Genomic DNA, 17,427 nt, shown 5'->3' with positions numbered 1-17,427 from the left:
ACCTCCATGACTACTGACAGCCTCCCGGTCCGGACGGCGGACGCACGCACCCGTACCGCGTCCGACGGCACGCCGTCCGGCCGCCGCCCACGTCTGTCGCTGCGCCAGCGGGCCGGCCGCCAGCACCACGCGGGGCCCGTCGCCTATGTGCTGCTCGGCCTGGCCGCACTGTTCTCCCTCTTCCCGCTCTACTTCACGATGGTGGCGGCGTCGAGCGACAACACGCGCGTGACGCAGACGCCCCCGCCCTTCCTGCCCGGCCCCCATCTGTTCGAGAACCTGGGCAAGGCGTGGCAGGACGCCGCGCTCGGCAAGGCCATGGTCAACAGCCTCATCGTGGCCGGGGTCATCGCCCTGTCCACCGTGCTGTTCGCCACGCTGGCCGGGTTCGCCTTCGCCAAGCTGCGCTTCAGGGGCCGCAACATCCTGCTGATGCTGGTGATCGGGACGATGATGATTCCGCCACAGCTCGGTGTCGTTCCGCTGTTCATGATGATGGCGGAGCTGGGGTGGGGGCAGAAGCTGCCCGCCGTCATCTTCCCCACGCTCGTCAGCGCAGTCGGCGTGTTCTTCATGCGGCAGTACCTCTCCGAAGCCCTGCCCGACGAACTGGTCGAGGCGGGGCGCGTGGACGGCGCGCACTCGCTGCGCATCTTCTGGAGCATCGTGCTGCCCGTCGCGCGGCCGGCCATGGCCGTGCTGTTCATGATCACGTTCGTGCATGCGTGGAACGACTTCTTCTGGCCGTTCATCGTGCTGGACATGAGCAACCCGACGGTCCCCGTCGCCCTCACGCAGCTCAGCGCGGGCTACGTACGCGACCAGTCGCTGATCATGGCCGGTGCCCTGCTCGGCACCTTGCCCCTCCTCGCCATGTTCGTCGTCTTCGGACGCCAGATCGTCGGCGGGATCATGCAGGGCGCGGTCAAGGGCTGAGCGCGCCCGGATCCCCCGTGACGGACGCCCTCCAGCCCGGGCGTCGACTCCCCTGCTCCACCCCACCTCATCCGGAAGGACCTCCGTGACCACCGCAGCCCGACGTTCCGCGCCCGCCCCGGGGACCGCCACCGCCCGTACGTTTCCCCTGGGATTCACCTGGGGCACCGCGACTGCCGCATACCAGATCGAGGGCGCCGCCACCGAGGACGGCCGCACTCCGTCCATCTGGGACACCTACTCCCACACCCCCGGCAAAGTGCGCAACGGAGACACCGGCGACGTGGCCTGCAACCACTACCACCGCTGGCGCGAGGACGTCCGGATCATGGCCGACCTCGGTGTGAGCGCCTACCGCTTCTCGCTGTCCTGGTCGCGCGTGCAGCCGACCGGCCGCGGCCCCGCGGTCCAAAAGGGGCTCGACTTCTACCGTCGGCTGACCGACGCCCTGCTCGAGAAGGGCATCCAACCGGTCGTCACCCTCTACCACTGGGACCTTCCGCAGGACCTGGAGGACGCAGGCGGCTGGCCGGAGCGGGTCACCGCCGACCGGTTCGCCGAGTACGCCACCCTGGCCGCGCGGGCGCTCGGGGACCGGGTCAGGACCTGGACGACCCTCAACGAGCCCTGGTGCAGCGCCTTTCTCGGATACGCGTCGGGGGTGCACGCGCCCGGACGCACCGATCCGGTGGCGGCTCTGCGTGCGGCGCACCATCTCAACCTCGCGCACGGCAAGGCGGTTCAGGCGCTGCGTGCGGAACTCCCCGCCACCGCACAGACGTCGATCACCCTCAACCTCCACCACGTCCGCTCCCTCACCGACGGCGCGGAGGACAAGGAGGCGGCCCGCCGCATCGACGCGCTGGGCAACCGGATCTTCACCGGCCCGCAGTTGGAAGGCCGTTACCCGGAGGACCTCCTGAAGGACACCGCCCGCCTCACCGACTGGTCCTTCGTGCACGACGGAGACACCGCCCAGATCCGCCAGCCGCTGGACTTCCTGGGAGTCAACTACTACACACCCACCCTCGTGTCGGCCGCCACCGGCGAGGGCAGCCACGGTGCCGACGGCCACGGCCGCAGCGACCACAGCCCCTGGCCCGGCGCCGACGACGTGGCCTTCCACCTCCCGCCGGGCGACACGACGGCTATGGGCTGGGCGGTGGACCCCAGCGGCCTGTACGACCTGTTGCTGCGGCTGAAGGCCGACTTCCCCGCGCTCCCGCTGATGGTCACCGAGAACGGCGCGGCCTTCGACGACTACGTCGACCCGGCGGGCCGGGTCGTCGACCCGGACCGTATCGCGTATCTGCGGGGCCACCTCACGGCCGTGCACCGGGCGATCGAGGCGGGTGTCGACGTCCGCGGCTACTTCCTGTGGTCCCTGCTGGACAATTTCGAGTGGGGCTACGGCTACAGCAAGCGGTTCGGCGCCGTCTACGTCGACTACCCGACCGGCAGGCGCATTCCCAAGGCGAGCGCCAGGTGGTACGCCGACGTGGCCCGCTCGGGAAGGCTGCGCGCCGCGGACGACGACGCCCGGTGACGGGGTTCCGGGCCGCCTGCCCGGCGGACGCTCCCGTCAGCTGAGGCGCCCAGTTCGCCTGAGGCGGCCGGTCAGCGGGCATCAGGCGACGACTGCACCCGCGCAGCAGGCGTGAACGGGGCGGTTGGTCCATGACCGCCGCCCCGAGGGCCGCCCTCCGCACCAGCGCACCGTCGCTCCGACCCACCGTCGCCCCGTCGCTCGGAGTGCGCGGCGGGCTGGCTCCTGCCTCCGATCCGGCCCGCTCGGCACTTGGTTCGCGGCGTGTGCTGCCGCGGCCCGGTGGGCGAAGCACACCCCTTACGCAGGCGGCATCCCGGGTTCGACGCCCTGTGCCCCGGACACTCCGTACCCCCACCCTTCGGCGATCTCCACGAGGCGCTCCGGCAGCCCGGAGCAGTCCGTGGCGGTACGGGCGGGCTGGATGCGGCCGGAGCGGATCTTCTCGCTCCAGTCGCCGATGTGAGGCCGGAACTTGCCGTGGTCCTGGGAGCCGTAGTCGAGCATCGCCTCTTCCCACTCGATCCCCAGGTAGGTACATATGCGGCGGGTCTCACGCTCGGGGTCGGCGGTGAGGTCCTCGTACGCGACCGTGACGCCGTCCAGCGCCTCCTGCGCCTGCTCCAGGCGCTCGGCGTACCGCTGGACCTCGGCGTGGATCTCGTGCAGGTCGGGGTCCTGGCGGCGGGCGGTGAGCGACTCCACGACGGCTGCCGGGTGGCGGATCAGGAAGATGTAGCGGGCCTCCGGCCAGGCACGGCGGAGGCGGGGCCACATCAGGGTGTTGGCCGGGGTCTTGTCGACGATGAGGTCCTTGCCGCTGCGCTCGAGCTCGTGGCTCAGCACGCGGTCCCAGAGCATGTGCTCGAGCTCCTCGCGGTTCAGACCCAGTGCGCGCATGGCGGTGACGGTGAAGTCGCGGTCCTCGCGGACATGGAGGGTGCGCAGGTGCATCTCGTGCGGGGCGCGGATCCGCGAGTGGCTGTTGAGCAGCACCCGAAGCAGCGTGGAGCCGGACCGTACGGGGGAGAGCAGGAACACCGGGGACTCGACGAGGCGGCGGGCGGGTTCCACCGCCGGTCCCTCGGGTCGGGGCGCACGTTGGGCGGGAACCCCGTCGAGAGGCCGCGCCTGAGCCGCTGCCGAGGGCTTGGGAGCCGGCGGCTTGAGCGCCTCGCCCAGAAGTCTTCCTCTGCGCCGCAACCCCTTGCGTACGGCATCCCAACGGGGGTCCTGCACGGTGGTGCCACCTTCCCTGATCGTGATTTTTCGGCCCCTGGCCCACTCTCGCCTCAGCCGTTCCCCCGTCGGGGACACCTCATTGGGTCGAAGAGAATTCCGGGTTAATCACAGGCAAATCGGAGACGGCACATCCCGCACACAGACACCGGGCCAGTCCGCGACGACACATCAGCCGACGCGGTATCCGGCCTCCGCACATCAGCCGGAACGTGTCGCCGTACCGGCCGCGGTTCGTTCAGCCGTGGGCGCCGGCCGAACCGTGACGGGGTCGGCCGCCTCCGCGTCGCGAGCCCGGCGCCCCGCGATCACCGCGCAGACCATGAGCTGCATCTGATGGAAGAGCATCAGCGGCAGCACGGCCAGCGAGGCCTGCGCACCGAACAGCACACTCGCCATGGGAAGCCCGGAGGCCAGGGACTTCTTGGAGCCGGCGAACTGGATCGCGATCCGGTCGGCCCGATCGAAGCCCAGCCGCTTGCTGCCGTACCAGGTGAGCGCGAGCATCACCGCGAGCAGCACCGCTTCCACACCGAGCAGCGCGGCGAGCCGCAGCGGGGTCACCTGGTGCCAGATGCCCTGCACCATGCCCTCGCTGAAGGCCGTGTAGACGACGAGCAGGATCGACACACGGTCCACCTGCCCGAGGACCTTCCTGTGCCGCGCGACGAACGCCCCGATCCAGCGGCGCAGGAACTGCCCTGCCAGGAACGGCACCAGCAGCTGCAGCGCGATCTTCACCAGCGAGTCCGCCGAGAACCCGCCGCCGGTTCCGCCGAGGAGGGCCGCCGCGAGCAGCGGCGTCAGGACGATTCCGGCGAGCGAGGAGAAGGACCCGGCGCAGATCGCGGCGGGCACGTTGCCGCGCGCGACCGACGTGAAGGCGATGGACGACTGGACGGTCGACGGGACGAGCGTGAGGAACAAAAAGCCGCTGTAGAGGGCGGGTGTCAGCACGTACGGGACGAGTCCCTCGGCCGCGAGCCCCAGCAGCGGAAAGACGACGAACGTAGAGGCGAGAATCGTGACGTGGAGGCGCCAGTGCCGCAGTCCGTCGAGCGCCTCGCGGGTCGACAGCCGCACGCCGTAGAGGAAGAACAGCAGCGCCACGGCGGCCGTGGAAGCGCCCGATGCGACATCGGCGGCGGTGCCCCGGGCGGGGAGGAGAGCGGCGACGGCCACCGTCGCGAGCAACGCCAGGATGTACGGATCGATCGGCAGCCGGCTCGGCCACTGCAGGCGTTTCACGGTGCTCCATGCTCTCGGTGCTCGGTGCGGGTCCCCTACGCCGTGCAGGCAGTGGGGGCGGGTCGTGCCCTCTCCATCTTGCTCTTGATCACCGTGATCGGGAATCCGCTATACCGCTCTGACTGTCATCACGTACTGCGATGAGCAGCGCTAGGCTGGCCCTCGTGTACGACCCGTCCCAGCTGCGTACGTTCCTGGCGGTGGCGCAGACGCTGAGCTTCACGCAGGCCGCCCGCAGGCTCGGGCTGCGTCAGTCCACGGTGAGCCAGCATGTGCGTCGCCTTGAGGACGCCACGGGCCGGCAGCTGTTCAGCCGCGACACCCACTCCGTGGAGCTGACGGAGGACGGCGAGGCGATGCTCGGCTTCGCGCGCCGCATCCTCGAGGTCCACGAGCAGGCGTCGGCGTTCTTCACCGGTACGCGGCTGCGCGGCCGGCTGCGCTTCGGCGCCTCCGAGGACTTCGTCCTCACCCGGCTCACGGAGATCCTGGAGTCCTTCCGCCACGACCATCCGGACGTCGATCTGGAGCTGACGGTCGAGCTGTCCGGCACGCTGCACGAACAGCTCGCCGCCGGAAAGCTCGATCTCGTACTCGCCAAGCGGCGCCCGGAGGACCCGCGGGGCGAGACCGTCCGGCACGACAAGCTGGTGTGGATCGGGTCGGAGCGGCTGCGCCTCGATCCCGACCGGCCCCTGCCGCTCATCGTGTATCCGCCGCCCGGCATCACCCGCGCCCTCGCTCTCGAAGCGCTTGAGCGGCAGGGCCGCGCCTGGCGCATCGTCTGCACGAGCGGCAGCCTCAACGGCCTGATCGCGGCGGCCCGCGCCGGGCTCGGCGTGATGGCCCACTCCCGTGGCCTGATCCCGCCAGGACTGGTCCGCGTCCCGGACCGGGCGGGCCTGCCGGAGCTGGGCGAGGTCGACTTCGTACTGGTCCACGGCCGGCGGCGGGCCTCCGCACAGGCCGCGGCGGACGCGCTGGCGGCGGCGATCCTGGCGGGCGGCGACCGGCTGCACCGGGGAGGCGACCGGTAGTGGTTCGTCAGGTGTGCCGATCAACGATTCCAGAGGACGCGGGAGGCGCGGGCTCCTGCTCTCATGGAGAGCAGGAGGTTGCCGTGACTGATACCAGAGTGGTGGTCGAGAGGCGGATCGCCGCATCCGCCGGGCGCGTGTGGGAGGCGCTCACGGATCTGGACGGCATGCCGTCGGTACTCAGTGGCGTGGACCGGGTCGAGGTTCTCACCGAGGGCCCGTTCACCGTGGGTACCCGGTGGCGCGAGACGCGACGGATGTTCGGCAAGCAGGCGACCGAGGAGATGCGTGTGACGGCGTGCGAGCCGCCGTCCCGCTACGTGGTCGAGGCCGAATCGCAGGGCACCCACTACGTCTCGGAGTTCGCCTTGTCCGACAGCGGACCGGGTTCCACGACGGTGCGGATGACGTTCACCGCGACCTCCCCCGGAGGTTTCCCCGGCCTGCTCGCCAAGCTCTTCGGCGGACTCGGCGCCAGGGCGGTGGCCAGGGCCGTCACGAAAGACCTCGCCGATGTGGCGGCGGCCGTGGAGGGTTCCGGGCGCTGACGGTGACCGGCCGGTCTCGGGAATTCCCCGCCGCCCTCTCGCGTGACCGCGTCGTACAGATTCCGTGGAGATTACGACGGCGAAGATCGCCGAGCAGTCATGATTCTGTCCCGGCCTCCCCCCATGTAGCCCCATTTATAAGCCTGACCTGTGCATATGCCGCCCGGTCCGGCGAAACGTCACCCCTCCCGCCGCCTCCCGTCGTGAGGTACCGTCACCCGCGCTGTGCGAAGCGTCACAAGGAGCATCATTGCGCGAGTTCACCACCCCTCCGTTGGCGCTGCCGCCGCCGGTGGGCGGCCTGGCCGACGCCGTGTTCGACCATGCCGTCGAGGACCCGCTGCGCATCGCTCTCGGCCGCAAGGGAGACGACGGACAGTGGCATGACGTGACCTCCGGCGAGTTCCGCGACGAGGTGCTCGCGCTCGCCAAGGGGCTGCTGGCACAGGGCGTACGGTTCGGGGACCGCGTCGCCATCATGTCCCGTACGCGCTACGAGTGGACGCTCTTCGACTTCGCGCTGTGGACGATCGGTGCCCAGGTGGTGCCCGTCTACCCCACGTCCTCCGCCGAGCAGGTCTTCTGGATGATGCACGACGCCCAGGTGACCGCCGCCATGGTCGAGCACGAGGACCACGCCATGACGATCGGCTCGGTCATAGACCGGCTGCCCCAGCTGCACCGCCTGTGGCAGCTCGACGAGGACGCGGTGCAGGAGTTGTACGAAGCCGGGGCGCACATCGACGACGACGTGGTGCACCGGCACCGCCGCGCAGTCACCCCGGAGTCCGTCGCGACCGTCATCTACACCTCGGGCACCACCGGCCGCCCCAAGGGGTGTGTGATCACCCACGGGAACTTCATGTTCGAGGCCGACACGGTGATCGAGCGCTGGGAGCCGGTGTTCCACTCCAAGCGCGGCGACGAGGCGGTCACTCTGCTGTTCCTGCCGCTCGCGCACGTCTTCGGCCGCATGGTGGAGGTCGCGGCGATCCGCGGCCGGGTCAAACTCGGACACCAGCCGCAGCTCAACGCGGCCGCCCTGCTGCCCGACCTGGCCGCCTTCAGGCCGACGTTCATCCTGGCCGTGCCGTACATCTTCGAGAAGGTGTTCAACGCTGCCCGGCGCAAGGCCGAGAAGGACGGCAAGGCAGGGGCGTTCGACAAGGCGGTCGACGTCGCCGTGCGGTACGCGGACGCCGTCGAGGCCAAGGCCTTCGGCACAGGGCCGGGCCCGTCCGCCGCCCTGCGCATGCAGCACCAGCTCTTCGACAAGCTCGTCTACTCCAAGGTGCGCAACGCGATGGGCGGCCGGGTGCGGCACGCCATGTCCGGCGGCTCGGCGATGGACCGGAGGCTCGGACTGTTCTTCGCGGGCGCGGGCGTCCTCATCTACGAGGGGTACGGGCTGACGGAGTCGACCGCGGCCGCGACCGCCAACCCGCCCGAGCGCACCCGCTACGGCACGGTCGGTCTGCCGATTCCGGGGACGACCGTACACATCGCGGACGACGGCGAGGTGTGGCTGCACGGCGGGCAGATCTTCCAGGGATACCTCAACGACCCCAAGGCCACCGACGCGACCCTGCACGACGGTTGGCTGGCCACCGGCGACCTGGGCTCGCTCGACGAGGACGGCTACCTCACGATCAGCGGCCGCAAGAAGGAGATCCTGGTGACCTCCAGCGGCAAGAGCGTGTCCCCGGCCGTCCTGGAGGAGCGGGTCCGCGACCATCCGCTGGTCGCGCAGTGCATCCTCGTCGGCAACGACCGCCCGTACATCGCCGCCCTTGTCACTCTCGATGCGGAAGCCGTGGAGCACTGGCTGCAGATGCGCGGCAAGCCGACGCCGAAGCCGGCCGATCTGGTGCACGACACCGACCTGGAGACCGAGGTGCGGCGTGCGGTCGTGGCCGCCAACACGCTGGTCTCGCAGGCGGAGTCCATCCGGACCTTCCGGATACTGGCCCACCAGTTCACCGAGGAGCACGGTCTGCTCACCCCCTCGCTGAAGCTGAAGCGGAAGGCGATCGAGCAGGCGTACGCGACGGAGGTCGAGGCGCTGTACCACGCGTGATCCCCGGCCGACGGGCTCTCGTAAGTTCTGACGGTTCATCAATTACCGATGCGTCAGTTATTGACGCCTCGTCAGGTCGCACACACAATTTCGGTCACCCTGACGAGGAGGGGACCGACGTGTTGCGACCCATCCGCACCCTCGCCGCAGCGGCCGCCGCGCTGCTGCTCGCCACCGCCTGCAACTCGGCCGCCACCAGCGGTTCCGGATCCGGGGACGGCAAGACCGGTTCCATACGCGGAGTGACCGACGACTCCATCAAGGTCGGCGGGATCGTCTCCATGACGACCGCCAGCGGCTACAGCAAGAAGGACACCGACCTGGGCGCGAAGGCCCGCTTCGACCGCGCCAACGCGGAGGGCGGTGTGGGCGGCCGGAAGATCGAGTACCTGGGCGCTGAGGACGACGGACAGGACCCCGCCAAGAACCTGGCGGCGGCACGCAAACTCGTCCAGCAGGACAAGGTGTTCGCCGTCGTCCCGATGAGCTCGGTCACCTTCTCGGGCGCGGACTTCCTGCAGAAACAGAAGGTTCCCACGTTCGGCTGGGGCACGCTCCCGTCGTTCTGCGGGCCCACGTACATCTACGGTTTCGGCGGCTGCATGGTGCCCTCGCCCGGCGGCACGATCTCCCAGACGTGGCCGGAGGGGCTGAAGGACGTGATGGGCGGCTCCAAGGGCAAGAGCGTGGCGATCCTCGCCACCGACAACGACGCGGGCAACTTCGCCATCCGCACCTACAGCCAGAGCTTCACGTCGGCGGGTTACGAGGTGACGTACGCCAAGGCGGCGGTGCCCGCGACCTCGGTGCCCAGCGACTGGTCCGCGTACACGAAGGAGATCCTGCGCAGCGACGCCGGCAAGGCGCCTGATGCCGTGGTCTCCGTGATGCAGACGCCGTACAACATCGGGCTTTTCACGGCGATCAAGCGCACCGGGTACAAGGGCGTGATCACCGATCCGACCGACTACGACCCGGGGTTGCTGGCGAAGAGCGCGACGAGGAAGGCGCTGGACGGAGTGCACGTGCTGCTGTCCTTCCAGCCGTTCGAGCAGGACACCGCGGAGATGCGGCAGTTCAAGGAGGACATCAGGAAGGCGGCCGGTAAGGATGTGCCCCTGAATATGCATATGGTCACCGGCTATATGTCGGCCGACCTCTTCCTGGCTATCGCTGAGAAGGCGGGCGAGGACCTGACCGTCGCGTCCTTCCAGAAGGCGGCGAACGGGTTCTCCGACACCGGCACGCTCGTCGGCGACCGTGCCGAGCCCAAGGGACGGACGGAGTCCTTCGGGTGCGGGGCGCTGGTGCAGCTCAAGGACGGCAGGTACGAGGTGTCGTCGCCGTTCGAGTGCTACGAGCCGATCCCCTTCAAGTAGCCGTCGACATCAGGGACTTGAGGGATAGGCTATGTCGGATCTGCTGGGGTTCGTACTGAGCGGACTGGTCTCGGGCGCGCTGTACGCGCTGCTCGCCACGGGCCTGGTCCTGTCGTACTCGGCGTCGGGCCTGTTCAACTTCGCCCACGGCGCCACCGCCTACCTCTGCGCGCTCGCCTTCTACGAGCTGCACTCCGGCTTCGGCTGGCCCGCCGTGCCGACGGCGTTGCTGCTGGTGTGCGTCGTGGCACCCGCGCTGGGCTGGGGGCTTGACCGGTTGATGTTCCGCAAGCTGGCGCGGGTCGGCGAGACCGCGCAGATCGTGGCGACGATCGGTCTACTCGTCGCGCTGCCCGCTCTTGGCCTGTGGGTGGTGGAGCTGCTGGAGGACGCGGGCGCGCCGGTGAAACCCGCCGAGAACCAGTTCGGGCTGCCGGGCGTGGGACCGAGCCCGGCCACGTCGTGGCAGCTCGTGGACGGGGTCGGGGTCGACTCCGACCAGCTGATCACCTGGGTGTGCACGGCGGTGGTGGCGGTCGGGCTGTGGGTGCTGATGCGCCACACACCGCTGGGGCTGAAGCTGCGGGCCGCGGTCGACAACCGGACGCTCGTGGAGCTGCGGGGGATGAGCGCGGACCGGCTGTCGTCGGTGGCGTGGATGCTGTCGTCGGCGCTCGCGGGCCTCGCCGGAGTGCTCGCCACTCCCCTGCTTGGCCTGTCGGCGCACGACTTCACGCTGTTCCTGTTCGTCTCCGCGACGGCGGCGGTGCTCGGCCGGTTCGCGTCGATCCCGCTCGCCTTCGCGGGCGGCCTGGGTCTCGGTGTGCTGCAGAACCTCGTCGCGGGGTACGCGTCCTTCGCCGACGGCATCACCGGATTTCGTACCGCGGTGCCGTTCCTGATCCTCTTCGCCGGGCTGCTGTTCCTGACGCGACGGCAGCGTACGGCGGGCACGGCGGCCTCCGACGCGCCGCCGATCGACTATCTCGCGGGCCGGTCATGGGCGAGGCGCTGGGGGCCGTGGGCGGTGGCCGCCGTGCTGCTCGCGCTCGCCTTCTACACCGTCACGACTCCTTTCTGGAGCGGCATCCTCGCCCAAGGCCTCGCGATCTCGCTGGTCTTCATCTCGTTCACGGTGGTGACGGGCCTCGGCGCGATGGTGTCGCTGGCGCAGGCGACGTTCGTGACGGGCGCGGCGCTGGTGGCGGGGCTGCTGATGAGCCACGGATGGCCCTTCGCCGCAGCCGCACTGGCCGGCACCTGCGCTGCCGCGCTGCTCGGCGCGCTGGTGGCGCTGCCGGCGCTCCGGCTCGGCGGCCGCTCCCTCGCCCTGGCCACGCTGGCGCTTGCCTTCCTGGCCGACCAGGTGCTGTTCCAGATGGGCTGGTTGAGGAACGGCGACACCGGCTGGGAGATCCCGCGGCCGGTGTTCGGTCCGGTGGACCTCAACGACGACCGGGCCATGGGCGTGGCGATGCTCGTGCTCGTCACGGCTGTGGTGGCGAGCCTGAGCGCGCTTCGCAGCTCGCCGTCAGGCCGCGCGATGCTCGCGGTGCGCTCGGCGCCCGCGGCCGCCATGGCGTCCGGCGTCTCCGTGGTCCGTACGAAGCTGCTGCTCTTCACGCTGTCGGCGGGGCTCGCGGGCTTCGGCGGCGTGATGTACGCGTCGTACAACACCCGGATCACCGCGACCGACTTCACGGCGATGACCGGATTGATCTGGCTCGCCGTAGTGGTCGCGGCGGGCGTGCGCAGGCCACAGTTCGCGGTGGTCGCGGGCCTCGTCTTCGCACTCGTCCCCCATCTGGTGTCGGACTACGTCACCGAGTCCGTGCACCTCCCGGTGATCCTCTTCGGCCTGGCGGGCCTGGCCCTGGCGAACGACCCGGACGGGTACTGCGCGGCGCTGCCGGTGCGGTTGCACCGCAGGCGGGCGGCCGCCTCCACCAGCCCGCCCCATCCTGTGACCGGGGCTCCGCCCCAGACCCCGGATCGCCCTTCGGGCTCGTCCTCGAACTCCCCCAGACTTCGTCCGGGAGGTGCCCCCAGACGAGCTGAAATAGCTCTCGAACTGCGCAGCGTTCGCGCCGGTTACGACGGTGCCCCGGTGCTCCACGGCGTCGATCTCGCCGTACGGCCCGGTGAGATCCTCGCGGTGCTCGGCCCGAACGGGGCCGGCAAGTCCACCACCTGCAAGGTCGCCGCCGGGCTGCTCGCGCCGAGTGCGGGTGCGGTGTACGTCGGCGGGCGCGACGCCACACGTGAGGGCGCCGTACGGCGTTCGCGGGGCGGGGTCGTGCTGGCGCCCGAGGGGCGCGGCATCTTCCCGAATCTCACCATCGAGGAGAACCTCGCCCTCCGGCTGACCGGTAAGGACGAACGGGACGCCGTGTACGAGCGGTTCGCGGGTCTCGCGGCGCGGCGGCGCCTCGTGGCAGGCTCGCTGTCGGGCGGGGAGCAGCAGATGCTGGCCCTCGCGCCGCTGCTTCTGCGCCCGCCGAAGGTGCTGATCGCGGACGAGCCGTCCCTGGGGCTGGCGCCACGTGTGGTCGAGGAGGTGTTCCGGCTGCTCGCGGAGTTGCGGGAGGCGGGAACGGCGCTGCTGCTCGTCGAGGAGAAGGCGGCGGAGGTCCTCGGCATCGCCGACACCGTGGCGTATCTCGCCCAGGGCCGGGTGTCCTGGTGCGGCCCGCGCGACCAGGTACAGACGGACCGGCTGACCGAGGCGTACCTCGGTATAGCGGCGCCCGGGACGCACTTCCCGGCACAGGCGCCCGAACCTCAGGGACCGGCGCCGGGGCCCCAGGCATCGCCTACACGAGGAGTGGTGCAGCCATGAGCGACCACGTCCTCGAGGCCTCCGGTATCGGCGTCCGGTTCGGTGGTGTCCGGGCCCTGGCCGGGGTGGGCGTAACGCTGCGGGCCGGCGAGGTGTGCGGACTCATCGGCCCGAACGGGGCCGGTAAGACGACCCTCTTCGACGTCCTGTCCGGCATCCGCCGTCCGGACGAGGGCCGGATCCTGCTCGACGGAACGGACATCACGCGCCGCTCCCCGGTGTGGCGCGCGCGGCACGGCATGCGGCGCACATTCCAGCGGCAGCAGCTCTTCGGGCAGCTGACGGTCGCCGACAATCTGCTGGTCGCGCAGGAGTGGCGGGGTGGCGGTGGCGGGCTCGTCGCCGATCTGGCGGGGGCGCCTACCCGGCGTACGCGGGAGGCGGCACGGAGGCAACGTGCGGCCGACGTGCTGGCCGTCTGCGGGCTCGACGATCTGACCGAGTCGTACGCGGGCGGCCTGCCCGTCGGCCAGGCGCGGATGGTCGAGCTGGCCCGTGCCGTGGCCGATCCGCCGAGGGTGCTGCTGCTCGACGAGCCCGCGTCGGGGATGGCGGCGGACGAGCGGCGTCATCTGGCCTCGGTGATCAGGCGTCTCGCGGACGACGAAGGCTGCGCGGTCCTTCTCGTCGAGCACAATGTCGCCTTCGTGATGGAGCTGTGCGCCCGCGTCGTCGTCCTCGACCTGGGTTCCGTGCTGGCGGAGGGCCCCGCCGCGGACGTCAGGGCGGATCCCGCCGTACGCGACGCCTATCTCGGCGCGTCGGCCCAGTGACCGACACCGGCGAGGCGGCACTGCGGCGGTGACTGGACACTGGCGAGCCGGCACTGCCACGGTGACGGGGCACCGGGGAGCCGGCACTGCGGCGCTGCCCTGACACCGGTGACCGGGCACGGGACCCTGTGACCTGGCCATATGTCAGGACCCGATCAATCGCCCGGCCCGGGCCGATAGAATCGAAGCCGTTTCCGCCGAATTCTCGCGGCTCCCCCAACGGCCACGGGGCCCACTGGAACAACCGCACGACCGGACCCTGATCCAGGAATGCACCGCCACCCGTGATCGTTGACGATGGAAGTACCACCCGACGACAAAGGATCGAGAGCTCGTGAGCAGCAAGGTCCCCCCGATCATCCTCAACAACGGCATCGAGATGCCGCAGCTGGGTTACGGCGTCTGGCAGGTGCCGGACGACGAGGCCGAGCAGGCCGTCGCCACGGCGCTGGAGACCGGGTACCGCAGCATCGACACCGCCGCGATCTACGGCAACGAGGAGGGCACGGGCAAGGCGATCGCCGCGTCCGGCATCCCCCGCAAGGACCTCTTCATCACCACCAAGCTCTGGAACAGCGACCAGGGCTACGACTCGACGCTGCGCGCCTTCGACGTCTCCCTCGAGAAGCTCGGTCTCGACTATGTCGACCTGTATCTGATCCACTGGCCGCTGCCCGCCCGGGACCAGTACATCGACACGTACAAGGCCTTCGAGAAGCTCCTCGCCGACGGCCGCGTCAAGTCCATCGGCACGTCCAACTTCCTGCCGGAGCACCTGGAGCGGCTGATCGACGCGACGTCCGTGATCCCGGCCGTCAACCAGATCGAGCTGCACCCGCACCTGCAGCAGCGGGCGGCCCGTGAGTACCACGCGGAGCAGGGCATCGCCACGGAGGCCTGGTCGCCGCTGGGTCAGGGCAAGGGCCTCCTCGAGGTCCCGGCGATCATCGCGATCGCCCAGAAGCACGGCCGTACGCCCGCGCAGATCGTGCTGCGCTGGCACATCCAGCTCGGCAACGTCGTGATCCCCAAGTCTGTGACGCCGTCCCGGATCAAGGAGAACATCGAGGTCTACGACTTCGAGCTGGACGTCGAGGACCTCGCCGCGATCAGCGCCCTGAACGAGGAGCGCCGGCTGGGCCCGGACCCGGCGACGTTCGACTACTCCTGAGCCCGCGGACAGGGGTGTGGCCGCCCGGCTCCCGGGCGGCCACACCCTTGTCACGTCCGCTGGTCCGGTGGATCAGCGCAGACGGGGCCAGCTCACGGTCAGGGTCGGGTAGGAGTAGATGTACACCCTGCCATCGGGCTGCGTGTGGGCTCCGGGGGGCAGGTTGTCCCCGATCCACCTGTACGGCGACCCCCAGAAGGGGAAGGAACGGGCCTTCAGCGGTCCCGGTCGCCAGCCGCCGCCGTTGAGGCCGAGCCTGGCCGACCTCAGACACCAGTCGTCCGGGCCCACCTTGCTGAACTCGACAGCGGAGGTCAGATCCCAGCCGGCGGGCAGTTCGGCGAGGTCGAAAACCTCGCGGCTGCCCGGCTCGAAGGCGCCGTCCAGCACCTGCCAGTCCGTGGTCATGCCGTTGAAGCTGTGGAGCCGGACGGACACCGCGTCGTCGGTACCGGCCCCGCTGACATTGCAGGTGCTCACGGTCAGGTCGCCGAACAGATCAGACTTCGCCGTGGCTGCCGAGGCCGATGGGATGGTCGCCGGAGCGCTCAGGGCCCCCAGCGTCGCGATCACCGCCGCAGCCGTACGGATTTTCATGAGACTCGACTCCTCACACCGGAAACGGATCGGATGCGAGGCCGAGCATCAGGGCCCACCGGGCGGTGGGTGCGACAGCGCGGCCCGGGGATCGACTGCTCGGTCGCGTGAATTCAGCCGGACGGCGGTCCCGGCATCCGGCGCCGCTGGTCCTGTCGGGTTCACGCTTCCCTGGGGAGCCTGGGCTGGAGCATGCCTCGGGGGCCCGGCGGTGGGAGGTGGTCCGCCGGGCCCCGGAAGTGTTGTCGCGCCGTGCCCTGGAGGTGGTCCGCCGGGGCCGGCCGTGGGGCCGGCACCGGCGGACCTGGCGTCACAGCGCCGGGTACGCGTTCTTCATGAGCTCCTGGAACTGGGCGGAGAACCAGTGCCCGGACAGGGGCGCGTCCCCGAGGGCACCGGACATGTTGTATCCGTTACGGGCGTTCCCCTCGTACGTCGGGTCGCACATCCGGTCGAAGCCCTTGCCCTCCTCGTTGTCGATCTGCTTGCTCGCGCCGTCGGACTCGCCCGGGGGCTTCATCCACACGTAGGCGTCGATACCGGGCTCGGGCGAGGCCTGCGGGCGTTCGCCGAGGCCGGCGCCGGACTGGTTGCACCAGTTGCCGGGGTTGAGGCGGCGGTCGTAGCGGCCGCCGTCGACGTAGGTGTCGACGTCGGTGGTCGCGCCCGGTCCGGTGGGCCGGTCCGCGCCGCCCCAGCCGTTGCGCGAGGTGTCGATCAGCATGCCGATGCCGGAGTTGAAGCCGACCGAGACGAGCTCTTCACGCAGGGCCTGGGAGAAGGACAGCTCGTCCGTGTACTGGTTCCAGTCGACCCAGTTGGACTCGCGGACCGACTTGCCCGCCACCGTGTCGGTGATCTTGAAGTTCTCCTCCTTCAGGGCGCTGTAGTTGGCGGTGTTGGCGATGAAGCCGTGGACGTCGTCGACCGTGGCACCCTCGGCGGTGGCGGCCTTCTTGAACATCTCCGCGGACGGGGTGAAGTTGCTGTCCCAGCCGATCCAGCCGTGGTGCCCGGCGTCGACGTAGTTGTAGACGTTGGGGACGTCACCGAGCTTGTTCAGGGCGTAGCCGACGCCCTTGATGTAGTTGCCGTTCGCCAGCATCGTGTCGCACTGCGGCGTGGCCGTCTCCCGGCTGCCGGTGTTCGTGACGAGGTTCGGCAGCGAGTCGATCTCCACCGTCGTGACGATGCGAAGGTCCGCGTACTTCTCGTCGGCGAGGATCGCGGCGATCGGGTCGATGTACTGCGTCTTGTACTTGTCGATCTCGTCGGGCTTGAGCTCGCCGTTGGAGGCGAGCGCCGCGCAGTCGCGGCCGGGCAGGTTGTAGATGACGAGCTGGACGACCATCTCGTCGGAGCCCTTCTGCTCCAGCGCCGCGTCGAGGTGGTCGCGCAGGCCCATGCCACCGTTGACGCCGTTGATGGCGGCGGTCCGGTCGAGCCACACACCGGTGGGCTGGTTGGCGATCCGGTCGCCGCCCGGCTCGGCGGCGGCCTTCGCGGACCACTCGGGGTTCACGTACACCTTGGCCCCGGAGTACGGGTTGTCCACGCGCTCACCGGGCTCCGTCGGCGGATCCGTGGGCGGGTCCGTGGGCTCACTGCCGCCGTCGTCGACGTTACAAGTGACACCGTCGAGCGTGAAGGTGGTGGGCAGGGCGTTGGTGCCGGTGTAGGTGCCGTTGAAGCCGAAGCTGATCGAACCACCGGTGGCCAGCGACCCGTTGTAGCTCTCGTTCTTCGCCGTGACGGCGGCACCGCTCTGGCTGAGCTGGGCGTTCCAGCCGTTGGTGACCTTCTGGTTGCCGGCGAACGTCCACCCCAGGGACCACGACGACTTGGCGGCGCCGTGATTGGTGATCGTGACGGCGGTGGTGAAGCCGGTGTCCCACTGGTTCTGCACCTTGTAGTCGACGGTGCAGGGGACGGCGGCCGTGGCGACGTCCGCCAGCGTCAGGGCGCTGCCCGTAGCCCCTGCGACCAGGGCGAGCGAGGCCAGTAGTGCTGTTCTCTTGCGACTCATGTGCGGGTTTC

Annotated in this window: 13 protein-coding genes; 9 read left to right on the top strand and 4 right to left on the bottom strand. The window is 70.0% G+C overall.

What is annotated here, in order from left to right:
* The first annotated feature begins 6 nt into the window (after positions 1-6).
* Both ACSMXV_RS34470 and ACSMXV_RS34465 read left to right on the top strand, forming a co-directional pair.
* Entirely contained in the window at positions 7-936 is a 930-nt protein-coding gene (locus tag ACSMXV_RS34470) for a carbohydrate ABC transporter permease (protein WP_473175025.1), read from the top strand.
* Positions 937-1,021: 85 nt separating this feature from the next.
* Entirely contained in the window at positions 1,022-2,482 is a 1,461-nt protein-coding gene (locus ACSMXV_RS34465; RefSeq protein ID WP_473175024.1) for a GH1 family beta-glucosidase, read from the top strand.
* Positions 2,483-2,782: 300 nt separating this feature from the next.
* Here the strand turns inward: ACSMXV_RS34465 and ACSMXV_RS34460 are convergent, their stop codons facing one another.
* Both ACSMXV_RS34460 and ACSMXV_RS34455 read right to left on the bottom strand, forming a co-directional pair.
* Positions 2,783-3,721: a sulfotransferase family protein gene (locus tag ACSMXV_RS34460; protein WP_473175023.1), complete on the bottom strand. Its 939-nt coding sequence runs from the start codon at positions 3,719-3,721 to the stop codon at positions 2,783-2,785.
* A 201-nt stretch (positions 3,722-3,922) separates the two neighbouring features.
* Complete coding sequence (locus ACSMXV_RS34455; protein ID WP_473175022.1) at positions 3,923-4,969, bottom strand: bile acid:sodium symporter family protein; 1,047 nt, start codon at positions 4,967-4,969, stop codon at positions 3,923-3,925.
* A 164-nt stretch (positions 4,970-5,133) separates the two neighbouring features.
* On the opposite strand from ACSMXV_RS34455, the gene ACSMXV_RS34450 reads away from it, so the two are divergent.
* The 7 genes from ACSMXV_RS34450 (at position 5,134) to ACSMXV_RS34420 (ending at position 14,793) form a co-directional block, all read left to right on the top strand.
* Positions 5,134-6,006, top strand: a complete 873-nt coding sequence (locus tag ACSMXV_RS34450) for a LysR substrate-binding domain-containing protein (protein ID WP_473179158.1) — start codon at positions 5,134-5,136, stop codon at positions 6,004-6,006.
* A gap of 83 nt (positions 6,007-6,089) precedes the next feature.
* A complete protein-coding gene (locus tag ACSMXV_RS34445) occupies positions 6,090-6,554 on the top strand; it encodes an SRPBCC family protein (RefSeq protein WP_473175021.1) in 465 nt (154 codons plus the stop codon).
* A 250-nt stretch (positions 6,555-6,804) separates the two neighbouring features.
* Positions 6,805-8,631 carry an AMP-dependent synthetase/ligase gene (locus ACSMXV_RS34440; RefSeq protein ID WP_473175020.1) on the top strand — a complete coding sequence of 609 codons (1,827 nt, stop codon included), beginning with the start codon at positions 6,805-6,807 and terminating at the stop codon, positions 8,629-8,631.
* 119 nt (positions 8,632-8,750) lie between these two features.
* Positions 8,751-10,010 (top strand): ABC transporter substrate-binding protein, encoded by a 1,260-nt coding sequence (locus ACSMXV_RS34435; RefSeq protein ID WP_473175019.1) that lies wholly within the window; start codon positions 8,751-8,753, stop codon positions 10,008-10,010.
* A 31-nt stretch (positions 10,011-10,041) separates the two neighbouring features.
* Entirely contained in the window at positions 10,042-12,849 is a 2,808-nt protein-coding gene (locus ACSMXV_RS34430) for an ABC transporter permease subunit (protein ID WP_473175018.1), read from the top strand.
* Positions 12,846-13,622: an ABC transporter ATP-binding protein gene (locus ACSMXV_RS34425; RefSeq protein WP_473175017.1), complete on the top strand. Its 777-nt coding sequence runs from the start codon at positions 12,846-12,848 to the stop codon at positions 13,620-13,622. The genes ACSMXV_RS34430 and ACSMXV_RS34425 overlap by 4 nt, the downstream gene beginning before the upstream one ends.
* Before the next feature lie 334 nt (positions 13,623-13,956).
* On the top strand, positions 13,957-14,793 hold the full coding sequence (locus ACSMXV_RS34420; RefSeq protein ID WP_473175016.1) for an aldo/keto reductase: 837 nt from the start codon (positions 13,957-13,959) through the stop codon (positions 14,791-14,793).
* 72 nt (positions 14,794-14,865) lie between these two features.
* Here ACSMXV_RS34420 and ACSMXV_RS34415 read toward each other — a convergent pair whose 3' ends face one another.
* Complete coding sequence (locus ACSMXV_RS34415; RefSeq protein ID WP_473175015.1) at positions 14,866-15,390, bottom strand: hypothetical protein; 525 nt, start codon at positions 15,388-15,390, stop codon at positions 14,866-14,868.
* Between the two features lie 310 nt (positions 15,391-15,700).
* The gene (locus tag ACSMXV_RS34410; protein ID WP_473175014.1) at positions 15,701-17,416 is read right to left on the bottom strand and encodes a glycoside hydrolase family 6 protein; all 1,716 of its coding nucleotides are present in this window, start codon (positions 17,414-17,416) and stop codon (positions 15,701-15,703) included.
* Positions 17,417-17,427 lie beyond the last annotated feature (11 nt).

This window comes from Streptomyces sp. DSM 42067 (assembly GCF_055792885.1).
Note: the sequence above shows the minus strand (reverse complement) of the source record. Positions and strands in the feature narration are given on the sequence as shown.

Bases quoted from the DNA above. Each gene is read 5' to 3' on its own strand.
- ACSMXV_RS34470 (WP_473175025.1), top strand. From the start codon at position 7: ATGACTACTGACAGCCTCCCGGTCCGGACGGCGGACGCACGCACCCGT.
- ACSMXV_RS34430 (WP_473175018.1), top strand. From the start codon at position 10,042: ATGTCGGATCTGCTGGGGTTCGTACTGAGCGGACTGGTCTCGGGCGCG.
- ACSMXV_RS34425 (WP_473175017.1), top strand. From the start codon at position 12,846: ATGAGCGACCACGTCCTCGAGGCCTCCGGTATCGGCGTCCGGTTCGGT.
- ACSMXV_RS34415 (WP_473175015.1), bottom strand. From the start codon at position 15,390: ATGAAAATCCGTACGGCTGCGGCGGTGATCGCGACGCTGGGGGCCCTG.
- ACSMXV_RS34410 (WP_473175014.1), bottom strand. From the start codon at position 17,416: ATGAGTCGCAAGAGAACAGCACTACTGGCCTCGCTCGCCCTGGTCGCA.